Here is an 18,107-nt window from a genome sequence, read left to right as displayed (position 1 = left end):
TGGTTTTATACGGATTCCTTTTTAGGAATTACCAGTAAATATTTGCTTTTAAGTGTGATATATCCACATTATTATAGTATAAAGCTTTTAACAGCAAGAAACAATCATTCTGTCATGGCTTCTTGAATTGTAAGAAATTTTTCACAAATACGGGAAATAAGAACATGAAAAAAGAGGCTAAGACGAAATTAGCCTCTTCAAGATTTTTCAAATGCTGACATTGTAATTTCCACCTTTTCAGATGCTTAAGGTATCAGGAGCACCTTACCACACTGACCTTTGATCATCAGTTCAAATCCCTTTTCAAAATCGCTTAGTGGAAAACGGTGGGTAATCATTGGTTTTACATCAACCTTGCCACTTTCAAGCAGGCTTGAAACCTGTTGCCAGGTTGAAAACATCTTCCTTCCTGTTATTCCTTGGACAGTAAGGCCCTTGAATACTATATCCTCCGTTATATTAAGGGTGACGGGCTTAGAAGGCAAACTTAGAATTGATATTCTTCCACCATTTGTCGCCATCTTAAACCCTTGTTGGATAGCCGCCGGATTACCGCTCATTTCGCAAACGACATCCACCCCATCGGCACTTGTGAGGCTTTTCGTGATTTTCAATGGATCCTGTTTAATCGAATGAATGAGGTCTGTAGCACCCATCTTTTTGGCCAGCTGAAGTCGATATTCATTAATATCAAGAGCGATTACTTTATCAGCACCTGCTGCCTTTGCTACAGCAATCGCCATCAGCCCGATTGGGCCACAGCCAATTATTGCCACCGTTTTACCCAGCACCTCGCCAGCTAGCACTGAATGGACTGCATTGCCCATCGGTTCTTGTATGGTAGCCATATCAAGTGGCATATCACTTGGATTTTTCCATAAATTTTTGGCGGGCAGAGCTATATACTCTGCAAAGCATCCTTGTTTATCGACACCGATAATGTTTGTTTTTTTACAAATATGGAATTGTCCGGTTAAGCACTGCCTGCATGTGCCGCAAACGATATGTGTTTCTGCAGATACGCAATCACCAACCGAAACATTGCTTACACTTGCTCCTATCTCCATTACTTCCCCAGCAAATTCGTGCCCAAATACGTATGGTGGATTCACTCTTCCCTGCGACCATTCATCCCAGGTAAAAATATGAATATCCGTTCCACATATCGAGGTCATTTTCACTCGAATCAATACTTCGTCATCACGAATTTCCGGAATATCGACATTTTGTAATTGAGCCCCATAACCTCGGTGGTGTTTGACGACGGCTTTCATTTTCCCACTCAACATGTACACTCCCCCTGAACTAGGGCTGCTAATTTCATCTACCTTAATATGTAAAGATATGAAAAACTAAATAAAAAAATACCATAAACGCTTTTGTACCGGCTGGGGAATTCGTACATTTTTATTAAATGGGTCATGTTTCTATAGCATCCTGTCCGCTCTCGAATAAGATATCTTGTACAACAAATTAACTGAAGGAGTGACTTATATGTCATGTAACAATAATCACCACCATGATAATAACGATAACGATAGAATCGCAGACGATTTTTGTCGTGCTGTGAGGGGCTGTCAAAGACGTGACCGCGATCGGGATCGGGATCGGGACCGGGACCGGGACCGCGACCGCGATAGAGATCGTGACCGCGATCGGGACTGCGACCACCATCATCACCACCATCATAACAACAACAACAACAATTGTTGTCGCAGAAGGAATCGCTGCAATTTCTTCTCATTCGGCTGCGGATGCAATAACGGTTGGTGGTAAGCTAATTCAGAGAATATAGTGATTCTCTCTAATTGAGCTTTCCAATTAATCACAAAAAAGGTTCACCCCATCTTAAGGGGTGAACCTTTTACCTTTTACATAAATTCAGCAACAAGCTTATCAAAGTGCGCTTGATCAAGAGTCAAATCTGATTTATTTAACGCTTTTTCAGCATACCCTGGCACTAATTCCTGGTACGAAGGGCGCGAAGAGTCTTGATAAATAATCCCTGTCACAAGGCTGTCATGCTGCATCAAAGTCTGCATGGCCTGTTCTTTATTTGATGTATCATAGCCTTCAATACTGTTCAATTTAGTCAAGTTTTGTTTAAACCAATCATACGTATTGATTTTATTGTATGTTACGCAAGGAGAGAAAACATTGATAAATGAGAACCCTTTATGGTTTATCCCTGCTTCAATGATCGCCGTCAGGTCTTTCAAGTCTGTGGAAAAGCTTTGGGCGACAAACGTAGCGCCAGCTGACAATGCTAATTCCATAGGTGAAACAGCCTGTTCTATTGATCCTTCTGGAGTGGATTTCGTTTTAAATCCAGCAGCGGACCTAGGAGAAGTCTGGCCTTTTGTCAATCCATATATTTGGTTATCCATGACAATATACGTAATGTCGATATTACGGCGGATCGCATGGATGGTGTGTCCCATCCCGATCGCAAAACCATCTCCGTCACCGCCTGAAGCTATAACGGTCAATTCACGATTGGCCATTTTTACTCCTTGGGCGATTGGCAGTGAGCGGCCATGGATGCCGTGGAAACCATATGACTTGATGTAACCGGAAATACGGCCTGAACAGCCGATACCGGAAACAACAGCCAAGTTCTCCGGCTCCAATCCCACATTCGCTGCCGCACGCTGCATGGCAGCCTGAACGGAGAAATCTCCGCAGCCAGGACACCAGTTAGGTTTTACATCATTCCGAAACTCTTTAAACGTTGCCATATTCGAACATCTCCTTGCATTGTGTGTGAATTTCATGCGGGAGGAATGGGTTGCCATCATATTTTAGGATGCTTTTAATTTTATTAACATGTCCGACATTCATCTTGATGATATTAGCCAATTGTCCAGTCGCATTATTTTCAATAACTACTACTTTCTTAGCACTTTGCACCAATGATAGGACTTCATCAGCTGGGAAAGGATGAATCAAACGGATTTGCGCATGATTCACTTTCATTCCATCCGTTTCTAACCGGCCGATCGCTTCATCAATCGTCCCGCGTGTTGAGTTAAAGCCAAGAATTAATAAATCCGCTTCTTCATGCGGTGTGTTTTTGTATACTGGTGTTTGGAATGTGTTAGTTAAATTATTCAGCTTACGCATCCGTTTATCCATTTGCAATTTACGATTCAAAGCCGTCTCGGAAGGTCTGCCCGTTTCATCATGTTCAACACCAGTAACATGGTGAATTCCATTTTTCATACCAGGCACCACACGCGGTGAGACTCCGTCTTCCGTTACTTCATAACGCTTGAAGTAAGATTTGTCTTCAGCCTCTTCAATTTCAAAGTCCACCAATTTCCCTCGTCTTATCTCCACTTTGCCGTAATCAAGCGGCTGAACCGTTTGTTTACCTAATGATAGCTGTAAGTCGGATAGAACGATAACTGGACATTGATATTCCTCTGCAAGGTTGAATGCTTCCGCCGTATCATAAAATGCTTCCTCAACAGTACTCGGAGCCATGACGATTTTAGGTATTTCACCATGTGTACCATAAATCATGGCCATTAAATCGGATTGCTCCTGTTTTGTAGGAAGTCCCGTAGATGGACCGCCACGTTGAGTATCGACGATGACAATTGGCGTTTCGGTAATGCCCGCTAAACCAATCGCTTCCATTTTCAAGGAAAGTCCAGGTCCAGCTGAAGCTGTGATGGCACGTACACCGCCATAGTTTGCACCGATTGCCATTGTAGCCGCCGCGATTTCATCTTCAGTCTGGATGACCGTTCCGCCAAATTGAGGAAGTTTTTTAATTAGGTATTCCATAATTTCCGAGGCAGGAGTAATCGGGTAAGCAGCCATGAAGCGGCAACCGCCTGCAACTGCACCTAAAGCGATAGCATCGTTTCCAATCATGAACATTCGTTTTTGGCCGTCTGCCTTTTCCAGCTCCATTGCGCCCAGTTTTTCTCCAAGCAACACTTCCATTGCCTTATAGCCAGCAGTAATGGCATCCATATTCTTCTTAACGATTTCTTCACCCTTACGGCCGAATATTTCATCAACCACATCGTTGAATACGGAAATCTCCATTCCTAGAACAGCACATGTCGCACCGATGGCGACCATATTTTTCATTAATGATGTTCCTAATTCGGCTGCTATTTCCGTAAAGGGAACAATATATAATTCTGCCTTTGTATCTTCTGGGCAGACAGGTTTGAATTTTGCATCTGCAATTATGATGCCACCCTCATGTAATTCTTTATAATTGACGTCAATTGTTTCTTGGTCAAAAGCAACTAAGATGTCTAAATCATCAGAGATAGCACGAGTTTCCGTAGTACTTACACGAATTTTGTTATTCGTGTGTCCACCCTTGATTCGGGATGAGAAATGACGGTAGCCATACAAGTAATAACCTAAGCGATTGAGGGCAATACAGAATATTTCTCCTGTACTTTCAATACCTTCACCTTGTTGTCCGCCAACTTTCCATGAAAGTTGATTGATCATGTCTTACACTCCTTTAGGACGTTCGTATATAAATGCATTTAACCGCACCTCTCTTCAGAACATTCAACTATGTAAAATTATCGTTCTAATTTAGGAAAGGTGTACTAAACGCTTTCAATTCTATCGGTTAAATCATCAAATTGCAACCTTTTTGCTTTTATTTTTTATATTTTCAGAATATTTATTCATATCTATATAGTAAGAATTGAAAATCACTTAAGATATTTCCTTTTCAAGCGGAAAATTACGAGTGAAATTATCAAAAAGGAGACCTTTTACAAACTCACTGGAATAAAGCCTGTTCAGTTCATTGATTAAGTTATGATAATCATTATATGACATTAAATTTTCTACCATTTGATCGATTCCATCGAAGTCAGACCCTAATCCAATTTGTCTTTCCCCTCCCAAACTGCATATATGCTCAATATGTTTCAGGATATCCTTTATCGTAGCCGATTCACCATTTGCCAGAAATTGCGGGACAAAGGTTACGCCGATCACCCCATTTTTCTGCAAAAGGGCTTTTATCTGCCCGTCTTTTAAATTTCGCGGATGCGGACAAAGATGGTAAGCATTCGAATGGGAGGCAATGGGGAATTTCGCCAAATTTAAGGTGTCCCAAAATCCCGCTTCGGATAAATGGGATAAATCGCACCAAATCGACTTCTCATTCAATTGCGCGACCACCTCGGTTCCAAACCCTGTCAAGCCGCCCCCTCTTGTTTCTAATGCCCCATCCGCTACCAAGTTGGCGTAATTCCAAGTTAGACCTACGGAGGAAACTCCAAGATGAATAAGGGTTTTAAGTTTCAACAAATCATTCCCGATGCAATCGCACCCCTCCAAAGTTAGCATTGCACCTATTTCCTTTTCTTTTAAAGATTCGATATCTGCCTTGGTCTTTATAAATTTCATTTCCGGCTCTGATAAAATCTTTTCATGAAAAATATCCACCATTGCCAAAGCCGCTTGAAATCTCATATCAGGGTGGACTTTTTCAGGAATATATATGGCAAAACATTGGACCTTTCCCCCTTCATCCAATAATCCCCGCTTTGTTATATGTAACTTATCACTATTCGCAAAAGAAATATCCGGATCGATGAACATCTTCATCAGTACATCACAATGGGCATCAAAAATAGCCAATGTAATCCCCCTTCCTGTGTCTTTTTATGATTCTATATTCCATTATAAAGGGATATATATTTTTCGTCATTTGGATTTCACGACAAAAAAGAGCCTGCTCGCCATCCGACAAACAGGGCATCCAAACATGAATTATCTTGGTTCAATGATTAGTTTTATTGCCGTTCGCTCTTCGCCATCAATAAGTATATCTGTAAAGGCAGGAATACAAATCAAGTCAACTCCACTAGGTGCGACAAACCCTCTTGCGATTGCTACTGCCTTGACGGCTTGATTTAACGCACCTGCACCGATTGCTTGAATTTCGGCTGCTCCTCTTTCCCTGAGCACTCCCGCTAGTGCGCCTGCTACAGAATTAGGATTAGATTTTGCTGAAACTTTTAATATTTCCATTCCTAGTCCTCCTTGTTTTCCCTGCCGATTCTAACTTGGCTCAATAGTTATAACACTTTCCACTGCTACTATATTCATCAAGTAAAACTTGTATGACAAAGAAAACCGGGATTGTCCACCATTTATTAATGAATGGAAAAACGGATGGCCAGTTTGACTGTCCATCCGTTCGAATCAATGATAAAAGGGGTGATCCTCGTTAATCAGTATCCTTTCTATTTTTTTAGCTCTGCCAGTTTTATCATCAATTTCAAGGAGTACCCCACTTAATAGGGTCCGCCCCTCTTTTGGCACTTCGAAACGAGCAGGAAGGCTAGTTAGGAACCGCTGAATGACTGCATCTCTTCCCATACCAAGGATGCCATCATATGGTCCTGTCATGCCTACATCTGATATGTAAGCGGTGCCTCCAGGCAGTATACGGTTATCGGCTGTCTGGACGTGTGTGTGTGTACCAACAACGGCTGTAACCTTCCCATCCAGGAACCACCCCATAGCCTGCTTTTCACTTGTAGCTTCTCCATGAAAATCGACAAAGATGATTGGTGTCTTTTTTTGAGCCTCTGCCACGAGTTCTTCAGCCTTTTTGAACGGACAATCCAAATCCGGCATGAATGTTCTCGCTTGCAAATTGATGACCGCTATTTCATACTGGTTCAATTTTAAAAATTTCATTCCTTCTCCAGGTGCCCCGTCTGGAAAGTTCGCTGGACGGACGAGATATTTCGCTTCATCAATAAAATTGAAGATATCACGATTATCCCATGTATGATTTCCCATGGTCACCGCCTGCGCCCCCCACTCTAAAAAACTGCGGTAAATCTTTTCTGTAATTCCCCGGCCACTTGCTGCATTCTCGCCATTGATGACCGTGATGTGCGGACGATGCTTTTCTTTTAACTTAGGAAGGTATTCTTGGATCATGTCACGACCAGGAGACCCCACTACATCTCCAATAAATAGCAATTTCATTGTAAAACCCTTTCTGGATTCACCTAATTATATGAATTATTCAAGTAAGTATTGTAACATAATTTGGGGTAAGTATAAGAATTACGCTTAACGAAAAAGAAAAAACGAAGTGGTTTGCACCACTTCGTTTTTCATTAACGATTATTTAGCGTATTCGACTGCTCTTGTTTCACGGATGACCGTGACTTTTATATGACCAGGGTAATCGAGCTCTTCTTCAATCCTTTTCCGGATATCACGTGCGAGTCGATGGGCCGAAAGATCATCAATTTGTTCTGGTTTCACTAGAATCCGCACTTCTCGTCCGGCTTGAATTGCAAATGATTTTTCCACTCCATCATACGATTCGGAAATTTCCTCAAGTTTTTCAAGTCTTCTAATGTAATTTTCAAGCGTTTCACTTCTAGCTCCCGGTCTTGCAGCTGATAATGCATCAGCGGCAGCCACAAGCACTGAAATGATGGAAGTTGGTTCAGTATCGCCATGATGTGAAGCGATGCTGTTAATGACCGTTGGATGCTCTTTATATTTGGTTGCTAATTCAACGCCAATTTCAACGTGACTGCCTTCCACTTCATGATCAATCGCTTTCCCAATATCATGCAGTAGACCTGCACGGCGGGCAAGAACTTCATCCTCACCAAGCTCAGCGGCCAGTAAACCTGAAAGCTGGGCCACTTCAATTGAATGTTTAAGTACGTTTTGCCCATAACTGGTACGGAACTTCAAACGTCCTAGTATTTTGATGAGATCTGGATGGAGACCGTGAACTCCAACTTCAAAAGTCGTTTGTTCACCAATTTCACGAATATGTTCATCTACCTCACGTCTTGCTTTGTCAACCATTTCTTCAATGCGGGCCGGATGGATCCGTCCGTCCTGAACAAGTTTCTCAAGAGCCAAGCGTGCCGTTTCCCGTCTAATTGGATCGAATCCAGATAAAATGACAGCTTCAGGAGTATCATCAATAATAAGGTCAATACCTGTTAGCGTTTCTAACGTCCGGATATTTCGTCCTTCACGTCCGATTATCCGTCCTTTCATTTCATCGTTTGGAAGATTTACTACAGAAACGGTGGTTTCTGCAACATGATCAGCCGCACAACGCTGAATGGCAAGAGAAAGAACTTCTTTTGCTTTTTTATCAGCTTCTTCTTTGGCACGGGTATCACTTTCTTTAATCATAAGCGCTACATCGTGAGCAAGCTCGTTTTCCATTCGGTCTATAATGATTGCTTTAGCTTCTTCACGAGTTAAACCGGAAACACGTTCAAGCTCTGTTTGCTGCTTACGAACCGTCTCGTCCACTTTGCTTTCCATCTCTTCAATATGCTGTTGTCTTTGGTTTAGAGAATCTTCTTTTTTCTCCAAAAGGCTTTCACGTTTGTCTAACGTTTCATCCTTGCGGTCCAGATTCTCTTCTCTTTGCAATAACCGATTTTCTTGTTTTTGTAATTCGTTCCTTCTTTCACGGGCTTCCCGATCCGAATCGGCACGAACTTTATGAATTTCATCTTTTGCTTCCAACAAGGCTTCTTTCTTAAGTGCTTCCGCTTCACGTTTTGCATCCTCAAGGATGTGTTCAGCAGAGCCCTTTGCCCCTGCTATTTTACTCTCAAATTTTGATTTGTGAATAAAATAACCAACAACTGCACCGACGATTAGGCCAAGCAAAGTGAAGATGATTGTCATGGGTTCCATCGTTTCACCTCCCCTTGCTATGAACTTTTTACATAAAATGTTGAACTGTCGGCAAGTACATTGCACATAAATTCAATATACAGCACTTAATTTTCAAAATTTTAGTTTGAAAAATTGTAAAATATACATATTAATTGTATAGTTGAGAATTTTTATTGTCAAGCGTTTGTCCCTTATGTATCAATGATTATTCAAGTTTTCTTAATATCAACCATCATAATGTACAGCATTCTTTATGGAAGAAGTCTGTAAATCTGATTTCAATGCCATTTATTCCGCTGAAAATTTCACACTTTTCTCAAAATATATAGAAAAGGCCTAAGCGAACAAGCTTAGGCCTTTTCCAAATACCATTAATCAAGCAATTCAAAATGCTCTTCTGGTTCATTTTCTTCTGGCGGTAATTCATGCTCTCCATCGAGATTATAGTGATCTCTGATTTTCTGAGAAATTTCCTGAGCGATATCCTGATTTTCTTTCAAGAACAGCTTCGCATTTTCGCGGCCTTGTCCGACACGCTCTTCATTGTATGAATACCACGAACCGCTTTTAAGGACGATATCAAGATCTGCACCCATATCGATGATTTCACCTTCCTGGGAAATCCCTTGACCATACATGATGTCAACTTCCGCTTGACGGAATGGTGGAGCAACCTTGTTTTTAACAACTTTGATTTTCGTTTTATTACCGACGATTTCATTACCCTGTTTTAATTGTTCCGCACGGCGCACTTCCAGACGAACAGTTGAATAGAACTTCAATGCCCGGCCTCCCGGAGTCGTTTCAGGGTTCCCAAACATAACACCGATTTTTTCACGGACTTGGTTAATGAAAATGGCAATGGTATTTGATTTATTAATGGCACCAGACAGTTTTCTAAGCGCCTGGGACATCATCCGCGCTTGAAGACCCATATGGGAATCTCCCATTTCGCCTTCGATTTCAGCTTTAGGAACAAGTGCTGCCACCGAATCAATGACAATGATATCCACCGCTCCACTTCGAACTAATGCTTCAGCGATCTCCAAGGCCTGTTCACCCGTATCAGGCTGTGAAAGCAGTAAGTCATCGATATTCACACCAAGTTTTTCTGAATATGCTGGATCTAAAGCATGCTCTGCATCAATGAATGCAGCCGTGCCGCCAGTCTTTTGTACTTCTGCAATAGCATGTAATGCAACAGTCGTTTTACCGGAGCTTTCAGGTCCATATATCTCAATGACCCGGCCTCTTGGATATCCGCCCACTCCCAATGCTACGTCCAATGCTAAAGAACCGCTTGAAATCGTTGAAATCCTACGATCAGACTGTTCCCCAAGTTTCATAATAGAACCTTTACCAAATTGTTTTTCAATTTGTTTTAACGCCATATCTAAAGCCGCTTGACGATCACTCACTCAATTTCCTCCTCTATATTCAAATAATCGGCTGTCCGATTAAAGGTGTACTTACGTTAGCAATTATTCGAGATCAAGGTTTGCATCCTGTCTCAAAACCTATCTTTACTATATACTCTTTTTACAATTTTGCCAAGCAAAAAGTCGAACATTCATTCGTTTTTTTCTTTCGGGGTATTCTCTGTAAAAAAACGTTTTATCTTTAAGAAATCTCCATTTCCTTTCACTTGCTCCCTGAAAAAAACATTTTCATTGAATTAACTTTTTTCTTTTTTTCCCTATTTTTCAAGAAACAAACTTCTAAAACCAAATAAAAAGCAGAGCTGAAAAAGCTCTGCTTATAGCATTTATAAATCCCTTAATAGGTAATGACAGCCGTACTTCACACTCCGAATCCGGTTTTGCGCCCTGCTTCCGGAAAGATTCAACTCCTTGAAATGAGTGTTTCCATCCCGATAGGAAATGCCAATGAATACTGTCCCTACAGGCTTGCCTTCTTGTTCATCCGGACCTGCAACACCCGTAAAGCTTATGCCTACATCCGCATTGAGCTTGCTCCGGACATTAGAGGCCATTTCCATTGCACACTCACCGCTGACCACCCCATGCTCAGATATGGTATCATCGCTGACGCCAAGGACGTTCGACTTCGCATCATTCGTATAGCAGACAATTCCGCCTTTGAAGACCTTACCGGCGCCAGGAATGGTTGTCAGCTGTTCTTGGAACATCCCTCCGGTCAAGCTTTCAGCTGCCGCAATTGAAAGCTTGCGGACCGTTAATTCTTTTACAAGTTCCTTTATTAGCGAAGTATTATCACTTCCATAATGGAACTTACCGACCCTGCTAAGAATTTCTTTTTCCGTTTCTAAAATAAGCTCTTCGCATTTTTCTTTAGAAGAGTCTTTAGCGGTGATCCTTAACGTCACTTCCCCTTCGGCTGCCAGCGGAGCAATTGTCGGATTCGTTTGATTGACAAGAAGATCTTCAATCACCGTTTCCAGTTCGGCTTCACCTATACCGTAGAACCGAAGAACCTTGGAATCGATCCGTTCATGCTTTTCCAGTTTATTCATGATCTTTTCATAACCATAACTTAAAAACATCGGCTCCATTTCACTTGGCGGACCAGGGAGAAGCATATATGTAATCCCGGATTTGGACAAGACCATTCCCGGTGCCATGCCATGATCGTTTGCCAACACTTCACTGCCTTCTAAGACAAGGGCCTGTTTTTTGTTGTTTTCCGTCATCGGCCGTTCCCGTTTTTGGAAGTAAGCTTCAATGGATTGCAAAGCTTCATCATTAAAAACGAGCTTTTTCCCTATATGGCGAGCAATCGTTTCTTTCGTTAAATCATCTTTGGTAGGACCGAGTCCACCGGTAAAAACAATCAAGTTCGCCCTCGATTCAGCGATTTCTATAGCTTGTTGTAAACGGCGGTCGTTATCCCCGACGACAGTATGGTAAAAAACGTTGATACCCATTTCCGCAAACTGCTGCGATAAGAACCTTCCATTAGTGTTATTGATTTGTCCTAAAAGAAGCTCTGAGCCCACTGCAATGATTTCTGCATCCATCTTTTCAAAACCACCATTCGTTTTTACTTTGAATTAACAAATACTTCTTTGTTTTTTATAAAATAATCCAAACCAGACCAGATTGTAAAGATTAATGCAATCCATAATGCGATATTGGCAAATGGAAGTGAAATGAGGGCAAATGGAAGGTTATGCAGCAATAAAGCTGAAATGGAAACAATTTGTGCCCATGTTTTAATTTTACCAAGCTGGTTCGCTGCAACCACTTCCCCTGTACCCGCTAGCACCAAACGCAATCCGGTGACTGCAAACTCGCGACTTATGATCACGATGGCGATCCATGATTGACCGTACATTAAATCTAGATCAACCAAAACGATTAAGGCAGCCGAAACCAGAAGCTTATCAGCCAATGGATCTAAAAATTTCCCTAAATCAGTAATCATATTATATTTTCTGGCAAAATGGCCATCGATCCAATCCGTAGTGGAAGCGATAATAAAGAGGATGGCTCCAGCTAAGTGCGCCACTGGCAAACTGTATTCTCCCCAAGTCAGCGTCCCCCATGAAAAAGGAACGAGCATGATGATTAAAAATACTGGTATTAAACAGATTCTTGCTACTGTAATCTTATTAGGCAGATTCAAAACTTTTAACCTCCAAAATTTACGCCTGCCATTCGGGCCTGCGTCTTAGATCTAAAATACGCTTTTATGTATAATTTAACTCAAAATCCAATCTTATATGCCGGGAAATCCATTTCCAGCCGCCTTACTATTATATAGAGCAAAAATAGTCATCTATAAGATGACTATTCGGCTTTCGTAAATTGTATCGTAACCAATTGCGTATTCACTTCAGTCGGTGAAATGGAATACTCCAGCTTCTCATCATTCACATAAATCTCAGTTTCATATGCTCTGCCTATATTGATGACAGCTTCTTTTTCATTGGTGAAATCAATTTCCTGGCTTTTGTCCTTGTCGATTGTGCCCTGGAATAGTAATTTACCTTCACCATTTTTTATGCCGACCCATGGTGAGCCTTTTGATGTCACCTTTAATTTAAAGGTATCGGTATTTTTTAATTCATACGTACTATTTTTACCGCTGGAACTTGTAACAGCAAGTTTTTGCTCTTTCTCTTCATCTTTGACAACTTCATCATCTTCATTCTTCTTATCAGACACTGATTTTTCTTCATTCTGTTTTTTGTCTGCATTCTCTTTTTCTTCGTTAAACCCATCACTTTTATTGTAGCCCACAGCTTCATTCTCTTTAGCGTTCTTTTTATCATCATTATCTGGGTTACTCATATAATTCGATACCAGTACCCATATCAAAACGGCCGCACCAATTACTAAAACGACAGCCAGGATCTTCGGTAACATTTCCACAACCTTTGAATCTCCTGCCGGTAAAGTTTTCCGGGATTGGACCCTTGAAAGCTGTTCTGGCAATTCCTCGCTATAGACTGATGGCACTTCACTCTTATATTGTTCGAAAATCTCTTCTGGGTCCAGTCCGACCGCTTCACAATATTGCTTTATGAATGCCCGTACATAGAACTTTCCAGGCATCATACTGTAATTTCCCTCTTCAATGCCTATAAGGTAACGCTTTTGAATCTTCGTTAATTCCTGCAAATCTTCTAAGCTAAGGCCTTTGGCTTCCCTAGCTTCCTTTAATCGATTACCTAACTCAGTCAAATAAAACACCTGCCATTTTAAAAGTCAAAGGAACCAAAATCGGACCCTGAAAACTGGTCTTTTTGGTCGACAACTTCATATGTTATTTCTTCTTCAGGATTGTTTCGCAATTCAATAATATAATCAAAGTCTTCGAGGGTATACTCTGTATTTTGGACAAAAACATCCGGATGTTCGATTACTTTGACAGCATCAAGCCTCATTATTTCGCGAATCAACTGCCAATGACGCTCATTTGCACGGCGAGTGGAAACAATTCCATCTAAAATGAACAAATTATCATTATTATATTCATCCTCAATAAGCTGACTGCGGATAGTCTGCTTTAAAAGGGTCGATGACACAAACAACCATCTCTTATTAGCACATACACTCGAGGCTACGATGGATTCAGTTTTCCCGACACGAGGCATCCCCCGTATCCCGATCAATTTATGACCTTCCTGTTTAAACAGCTCGGCCAGGAAATCGACAAGCAAGCCCAGTTCATCACGGACAAACCTAAAGGTGTTCTTCTCATCGGCATCGCGCTGAATATAACGTCCATGCCTGACTGCGAGGCGATCACGCAATTTAGGTTCCCTCAGCTTAATGACCTTTATCGTATCCATCGTACGGAGGATTGACTCGAATCTTTCTATATTACGGCTGTCTTTCGCCAACAAAAGTAAACCACGCCTGCCTTCATCGACCCCGTTAATGGTGATGATATTAATGGAAAGCATACCCAGAAGAGATGAAATATCCCCTAATAAACCAGGACGGTTGACTTGGATTTCATATTCAAAATACCATTCTTTATTATCCACGATAACACTCCTTAAGCCTAAAAGCTTTTACCCTACTCAGGGCAAAAAACTTATCCATCGTAAATTTCAAGGTCTCAACACTTTAATATTAATTGTCTAGCTTCTATAATATAGCATTTCGTGATAAGTTAAAAGGAAAAACCCTAGAAAAATATTCATTTTTATATAAGAGGATAAATAGTCAGCCACTTAAACCCAAAAGGCCCTGTTAATTAATAACAGGGCCTTTGGATTGATATTTTACTTCGTTCCATTGTTCTCGACTAACTTGACCATGACACTTGCCATGGCATGTTTTTCTTCATCACTTGCGACCGACCAAAGATCAGCAAGCACTTTCTCTTGATCATTCTGGGGCTCAACCTGGTTAGCCAGGTAATCACCGATTTCGTAAGCCAAGTTGTTAACAGCGCTTCCTGACAAACCTTGTTGTTCACCTTGATGTAATCTGTCGCCTAAGAAGTTTTTCCATTGATCCCAATTGTCCAGTACAGACATGAATGGTCACCCTTTCCTTCAAAATAGTACATAGATATTTTGTGAAGGAACCGAGGAAATTATACATGTCTTAAAAAAAATCATGTGTACCATCCGCCATTTACGCCTAAAATTTGCCCGGTTATATAGGATGACTTGTCGGAAAGCAAGTAGTATACGGCCTCTGCGACTTCTTTGGAATGTCCCATCCTGCCCATCGGGATATCGCCTTTGATGATCTCCAGATCTTCTGCACTGAAAGATTCGAGCATGGAAGTGGAAATCGCACCGGGGGCAACAGCATTCACCCGGATTCCATTAAGCGAGACTTCTTTACTAAGCGCTTTGATAAAAGCATTTTGACTGCCCTTGACCATTGAATATAAGACTTCACAGGATGCACCTGTCTGCCCCCAAATCGATGTGACCGCAACGATGGCAGCCTGTTCTTGGTACATAAGCTTTGGAAGCAGTTCCTTTGTTAATTGGAAAGGGCTCGTTACATGCAGCTGCACCATTTCATTAACGATTTTCTCATCCATGTCTGATATTAGCCCATAATAGCTATTGCCACTATTGAGGACGATTGCATGGAGGGCAAAGATATTTTCCGCCAATTTCTTGTATCCATCCGGTGCAGCCAAATCCGCTTGAACCGGAATAAGTTCGACTTGATGGGGCTTCAGTTCTTCAATCAATTCAAGTATCGCTTCTTCATTGCTGTTATAATGTAGATAAAGTGAATAATTCTCCTCGGCGAGCTTTATAGCGATTTCCCGGCCGATCCCTCCACTGGCTCCAGTAATAAGGGCAAAACGTTTCCCCACATTCGAGCCCCCTTTATATTATTTAGGAAGTACCTGACAGACTGTCATCCGTTCATCGGATATTAAGTCCTTGGCGACCTCCCTGATATCTTCGATCGTTAGTTTTTCCAATACTGATACAACATCGAACAAGTTCATATCATTGAATGCATATCTGGTGAATTGATTCGCTATATATTCCGGCGAATTCAGAGAACGAAGGAAAGAACCGATTTTTTTCTTGATTGTCCTTTGCAGGCTTTCTTCATTCAGGCCGGTTCCGGCTTTTGATTTATGCAGGATACCAAATAAAGACTCCGTCAACTCATCAGGTTTGGCACTGTCCCCGCCAATTAACGCAAATCCAAAACCTTGTTCCTGTGTATAATCATATGAGAAGCTTTGATCGATCAATCCTTCCTCATATAGCTCCTCATGCAAAGGTGAACTTTTGCCGAACAGCATTTCCAGATAAATATTGGTTGCCAATTCCCTTTTCAAAAGCTGTAAACCGGATTGATGGACATTGGTCGCCTTGATTCCCAGCATCACTTTTGGTGTCTGGACATTCATTCTTAAGACTTCCTTATCCTTGGCAACGATTTCCGGCTCTTGGTCAAACTTACGTTCCACCTCAGGTTGTTCGTTGTATCCTTTATTATTTTGATTATCCCGAATCAGCTTCATGGTGCTTTCGACATCCACCGGTCCTACCACGAATAGGAGCATGTTGCTAGGATGATAAAACGTATTATAACATTCGTAAAGCATATCCTTCGTAATATCTGCAATGGATTCCACAGTACCGGCGATATCGATTTTCACGGGATGCTGATGATACATATTGGCTATCGTTCCGAAATATAATCGCCAGTCCGAATTATCATCATACATATTGATTTCCTGCCCAATGATTCCTTTTTCCTTCTCTACCGTCTTTTCCGAAAAGTAAGGATCCTGGACAAAGTCGATTAAGGTAGTTAGATTCCTATCGAAATCGGACGTGCTGGAAAATAAATAAGCTGTACGGGTGAAAGAAGTAAAGGCATTTGCAGATGCTCCCTGCTTTGAAAATTGCTGAAAAACATCTCCATCTTCCTTTTCAAAAAGCTTATGTTCAAGAAAATGGGCAATTCCATCAGGTACTTTAGTGAATTCCGTTTCATTCAAAGGTTTGAAATGGTTGTCGATCGAACCATAATTCGTCGTGAAAGTGGCAAATGATTTATTGAAGCCACTTTTCGGAAGAATATACACTTCTAGGCCATTATCCATTTTTTCATGGAAAAGTTCTTCTTTCAATTGAGTGAATGCTATTTTTTCCATTACCCTTGCACCTCCTCTTCCGTTAGGAAATAAATCGTATCAAGCTGAATTTTTTGACCAACTGCAATGATTTCTTCCTTTGTCGTCCGCTCTGTGTTTGCAAACCACTCGTCGAGTGATATATCCTGCCCGGAAACCACATTATGATATAAAATTTCCACAAGTCCTCTCGAAACGTCAATGGTTTCAAGGAGTTGGTTCTTAACGACCGCCTTTGTCTGCGCCAGCTCTTCTTCGGAAAAGTTCCCTTGCTTCATTTCCTTCATTTGCGCATGAATGATATCCAATGCCTGCTTGTAGTTGGCATTTTCAATGCCGGCCATGACCATTAATAGACCTTTATGACTTTCGAGCCTCGAAGCTGCATAATAAGCAAGGCTGGCCTTCTCCCGGACATTGATGAAAAGTTTTGAATGTGAAAAGCCACCAAAAATCCCATTGAAAAGCTGAAGTGCATAATAATCCGGATCACCGTAGGCAACTTGGGTTCGATAACCGATATTCAATTTCCCTTGCTTCACATCCGAATTCTCAATGATTTCTTTTTCCTTCTCCACTACCTTGCCCGTCTTCCCTGGCAGTCTCACAGGCACTCGTTCTTGCAATGAAACATACTTGTCAGCCAGAGCCTGCACTTCCGATTGATCGATGTCACCGATTACATATAAATCGATTTCATCCTCCGCCAGCACTTTTTTGTAATAGGCGAAAAGGGACTCGGGAGTCATCGTTTCCAAGTCTTGAAGATTACCGCTCGCTTCTAAAGCATATGGTTCGTTTTTACACATTTCCTCTACAAGGCGTGTAGCTGAATATCGCATTTTATCATCGGAAATGGATTGAATCCGCTGTTTTAAAGAACGGATTTCATTGGAAACCGTTTTAGAGTCAAAGGCTTCGCCATTCTTCTTCGGATTAAAGATCACCTCTGATAATAACCCAAAAGCCTTTTCGAGAAGCGGGGTTGAATCACTAAGGAATTTTTCATTGACGATATCGATCGTAAAACTTATGATTTGATATTCGCCTTTTTTAGCTACATCGACATAAAACCCTGCTCCATATAAATCATCAAGATAAGATCGAAGCTCGGGTGTTGTAGGATATTTACTTGTATTGCTTTGTAACACATATGGCAGCAATGCACGATATGTAACGTCCTCTTTTGTCAACGGGGCTTTCATCTTGAGCACGAGAGTATTCGTTTTATATTTATCCGTCCGGACCACATGAAGCTTGTAGCCGCTTTTTTCCGTAATTGTTTCGGAAGCAATAGACATGAATAATCCTCCTCATTATATAAATCACCTTTATTAGCTTATTGTTTGTAGATTGGAACC

The 18,107-nt window shown here is 41.3% G+C and carries 17 protein-coding genes; 1 reads left to right on the top strand and 16 read right to left on the bottom strand.

From position 1 onward, the window contains the following. Nucleotides 1-245 precede the first annotated feature (245 nt). On the bottom strand, nt 246-1,286 hold the full coding sequence (tdh, locus tag ABOA58_RS09300; RefSeq protein ID WP_350302830.1) for an L-threonine 3-dehydrogenase: 1,041 nt from the start codon (nt 1,284-1,286) through the stop codon (nt 246-248). A 359-nt stretch (nt 1,287-1,645) separates the two neighbouring features. Between tdh and ABOA58_RS09295 the strand changes: the two genes are divergently transcribed. Further along, the gene (locus ABOA58_RS09295) at nt 1,646-1,795 is read left to right on the top strand and encodes a hypothetical protein (RefSeq protein WP_350302049.1); all 150 of its coding nucleotides are present in this window, start codon (nt 1,646-1,648) and stop codon (nt 1,793-1,795) included. A 76-nt stretch (nt 1,796-1,871) separates the two neighbouring features. Here ABOA58_RS09295 and ABOA58_RS09290 read toward each other — a convergent pair whose 3' ends face one another. The 15 genes from ABOA58_RS09290 to yfmF form a co-directional block, all read right to left on the bottom strand. After that, nucleotides 1,872-2,738 carry a 2-oxoacid:ferredoxin oxidoreductase subunit beta gene (locus ABOA58_RS09290; protein WP_350302048.1) on the bottom strand — a complete coding sequence of 289 codons (867 nt, stop codon included), beginning with the start codon at nt 2,736-2,738 and terminating at the stop codon, nt 1,872-1,874. Beyond that, nucleotides 2,725-4,482 carry a 2-oxoacid:acceptor oxidoreductase subunit alpha gene (locus ABOA58_RS09285; RefSeq protein ID WP_101224707.1) on the bottom strand — a complete coding sequence of 586 codons (1,758 nt, stop codon included), beginning with the start codon at nt 4,480-4,482 and terminating at the stop codon, nt 2,725-2,727. Before ABOA58_RS09285 ends, ABOA58_RS09290 begins: the two co-directional genes overlap by 14 nt. Before the next feature lie 216 nt (nt 4,483-4,698). Next, nucleotides 4,699-5,634, bottom strand: a complete 936-nt coding sequence (locus ABOA58_RS09280; protein ID WP_434547773.1) for a dipeptidase — start codon at nt 5,632-5,634, stop codon at nt 4,699-4,701. A gap of 132 nt (nt 5,635-5,766) precedes the next feature. Further along, nucleotides 5,767-6,027 (bottom strand): stage V sporulation protein SpoVS, encoded by a 261-nt coding sequence (spoVS, locus tag ABOA58_RS09275; protein ID WP_029281188.1) that lies wholly within the window; start codon nt 6,025-6,027, stop codon nt 5,767-5,769. Nucleotides 6,028-6,201: 174 nt separating this feature from the next. Continuing rightward, nucleotides 6,202-6,999 carry a TIGR00282 family metallophosphoesterase gene (locus ABOA58_RS09270; protein WP_350302047.1) on the bottom strand — a complete coding sequence of 266 codons (798 nt, stop codon included), beginning with the start codon at nt 6,997-6,999 and terminating at the stop codon, nt 6,202-6,204. A gap of 141 nt (nt 7,000-7,140) precedes the next feature. Further along, nucleotides 7,141-8,700 carry a ribonuclease Y gene (gene rny, locus ABOA58_RS09265; RefSeq protein ID WP_063231807.1) on the bottom strand — a complete coding sequence of 520 codons (1,560 nt, stop codon included), beginning with the start codon at nt 8,698-8,700 and terminating at the stop codon, nt 7,141-7,143. A 353-nt stretch (nt 8,701-9,053) separates the two neighbouring features. After that, on the bottom strand, nt 9,054-10,100 hold the full coding sequence (gene recA / locus ABOA58_RS09260) for a recombinase RecA (RefSeq protein WP_101224704.1): 1,047 nt from the start codon (nt 10,098-10,100) through the stop codon (nt 9,054-9,056). A gap of 347 nt (nt 10,101-10,447) precedes the next feature. Further along, nucleotides 10,448-11,680 carry a competence/damage-inducible protein A gene (locus ABOA58_RS09255; RefSeq protein ID WP_350302046.1) on the bottom strand — a complete coding sequence of 411 codons (1,233 nt, stop codon included), beginning with the start codon at nt 11,678-11,680 and terminating at the stop codon, nt 10,448-10,450. Between the two features lie 23 nt (nt 11,681-11,703). Continuing rightward, nucleotides 11,704-12,288 (bottom strand): CDP-diacylglycerol--glycerol-3-phosphate 3-phosphatidyltransferase, encoded by a 585-nt coding sequence (gene pgsA / locus ABOA58_RS09250; protein WP_034313524.1) that lies wholly within the window; start codon nt 12,286-12,288, stop codon nt 11,704-11,706. A gap of 164 nt (nt 12,289-12,452) precedes the next feature. Next, entirely contained in the window at nt 12,453-13,358 is a 906-nt protein-coding gene (locus tag ABOA58_RS09245) for a helix-turn-helix domain-containing protein (protein ID WP_350302045.1), read from the bottom strand. Nucleotides 13,359-13,366: 8 nt separating this feature from the next. Further along, the gene (locus ABOA58_RS09240; protein ID WP_034313530.1) at nt 13,367-14,158 is read right to left on the bottom strand and encodes a DUF3388 domain-containing protein; all 792 of its coding nucleotides are present in this window, start codon (nt 14,156-14,158) and stop codon (nt 13,367-13,369) included. A 240-nt stretch (nt 14,159-14,398) separates the two neighbouring features. After that, nucleotides 14,399-14,656 (bottom strand): DUF3243 domain-containing protein, encoded by a 258-nt coding sequence (locus tag ABOA58_RS09235; protein ID WP_350302044.1) that lies wholly within the window; start codon nt 14,654-14,656, stop codon nt 14,399-14,401. 80 nt (nt 14,657-14,736) lie between these two features. After that, entirely contained in the window at nt 14,737-15,462 is a 726-nt protein-coding gene (gene ymfI / locus ABOA58_RS09230; RefSeq protein ID WP_241591249.1) for an elongation factor P 5-aminopentanone reductase, read from the bottom strand. A gap of 18 nt (nt 15,463-15,480) precedes the next feature. Further along, the gene (gene yfmH, locus ABOA58_RS09225) at nt 15,481-16,767 is read right to left on the bottom strand and encodes an EF-P 5-aminopentanol modification-associated protein YfmH (RefSeq protein ID WP_350302043.1); all 1,287 of its coding nucleotides are present in this window, start codon (nt 16,765-16,767) and stop codon (nt 15,481-15,483) included. Continuing rightward, entirely contained in the window at nt 16,767-18,047 is a 1,281-nt protein-coding gene (gene yfmF / locus ABOA58_RS09220) for an EF-P 5-aminopentanol modification-associated protein YfmF (RefSeq protein WP_350302042.1), read from the bottom strand. Before yfmF ends, yfmH begins: the two co-directional genes overlap by 1 nt. Nucleotides 18,048-18,107 lie beyond the last annotated feature (60 nt).

The organism is Peribacillus frigoritolerans, from assembly GCF_040250305.1.
Classification (GTDB): domain Bacteria; phylum Bacillota; class Bacilli; order Bacillales; family DSM-1321; genus Peribacillus.
This window is presented reverse-complemented; position numbering and strand designations above follow the sequence as displayed.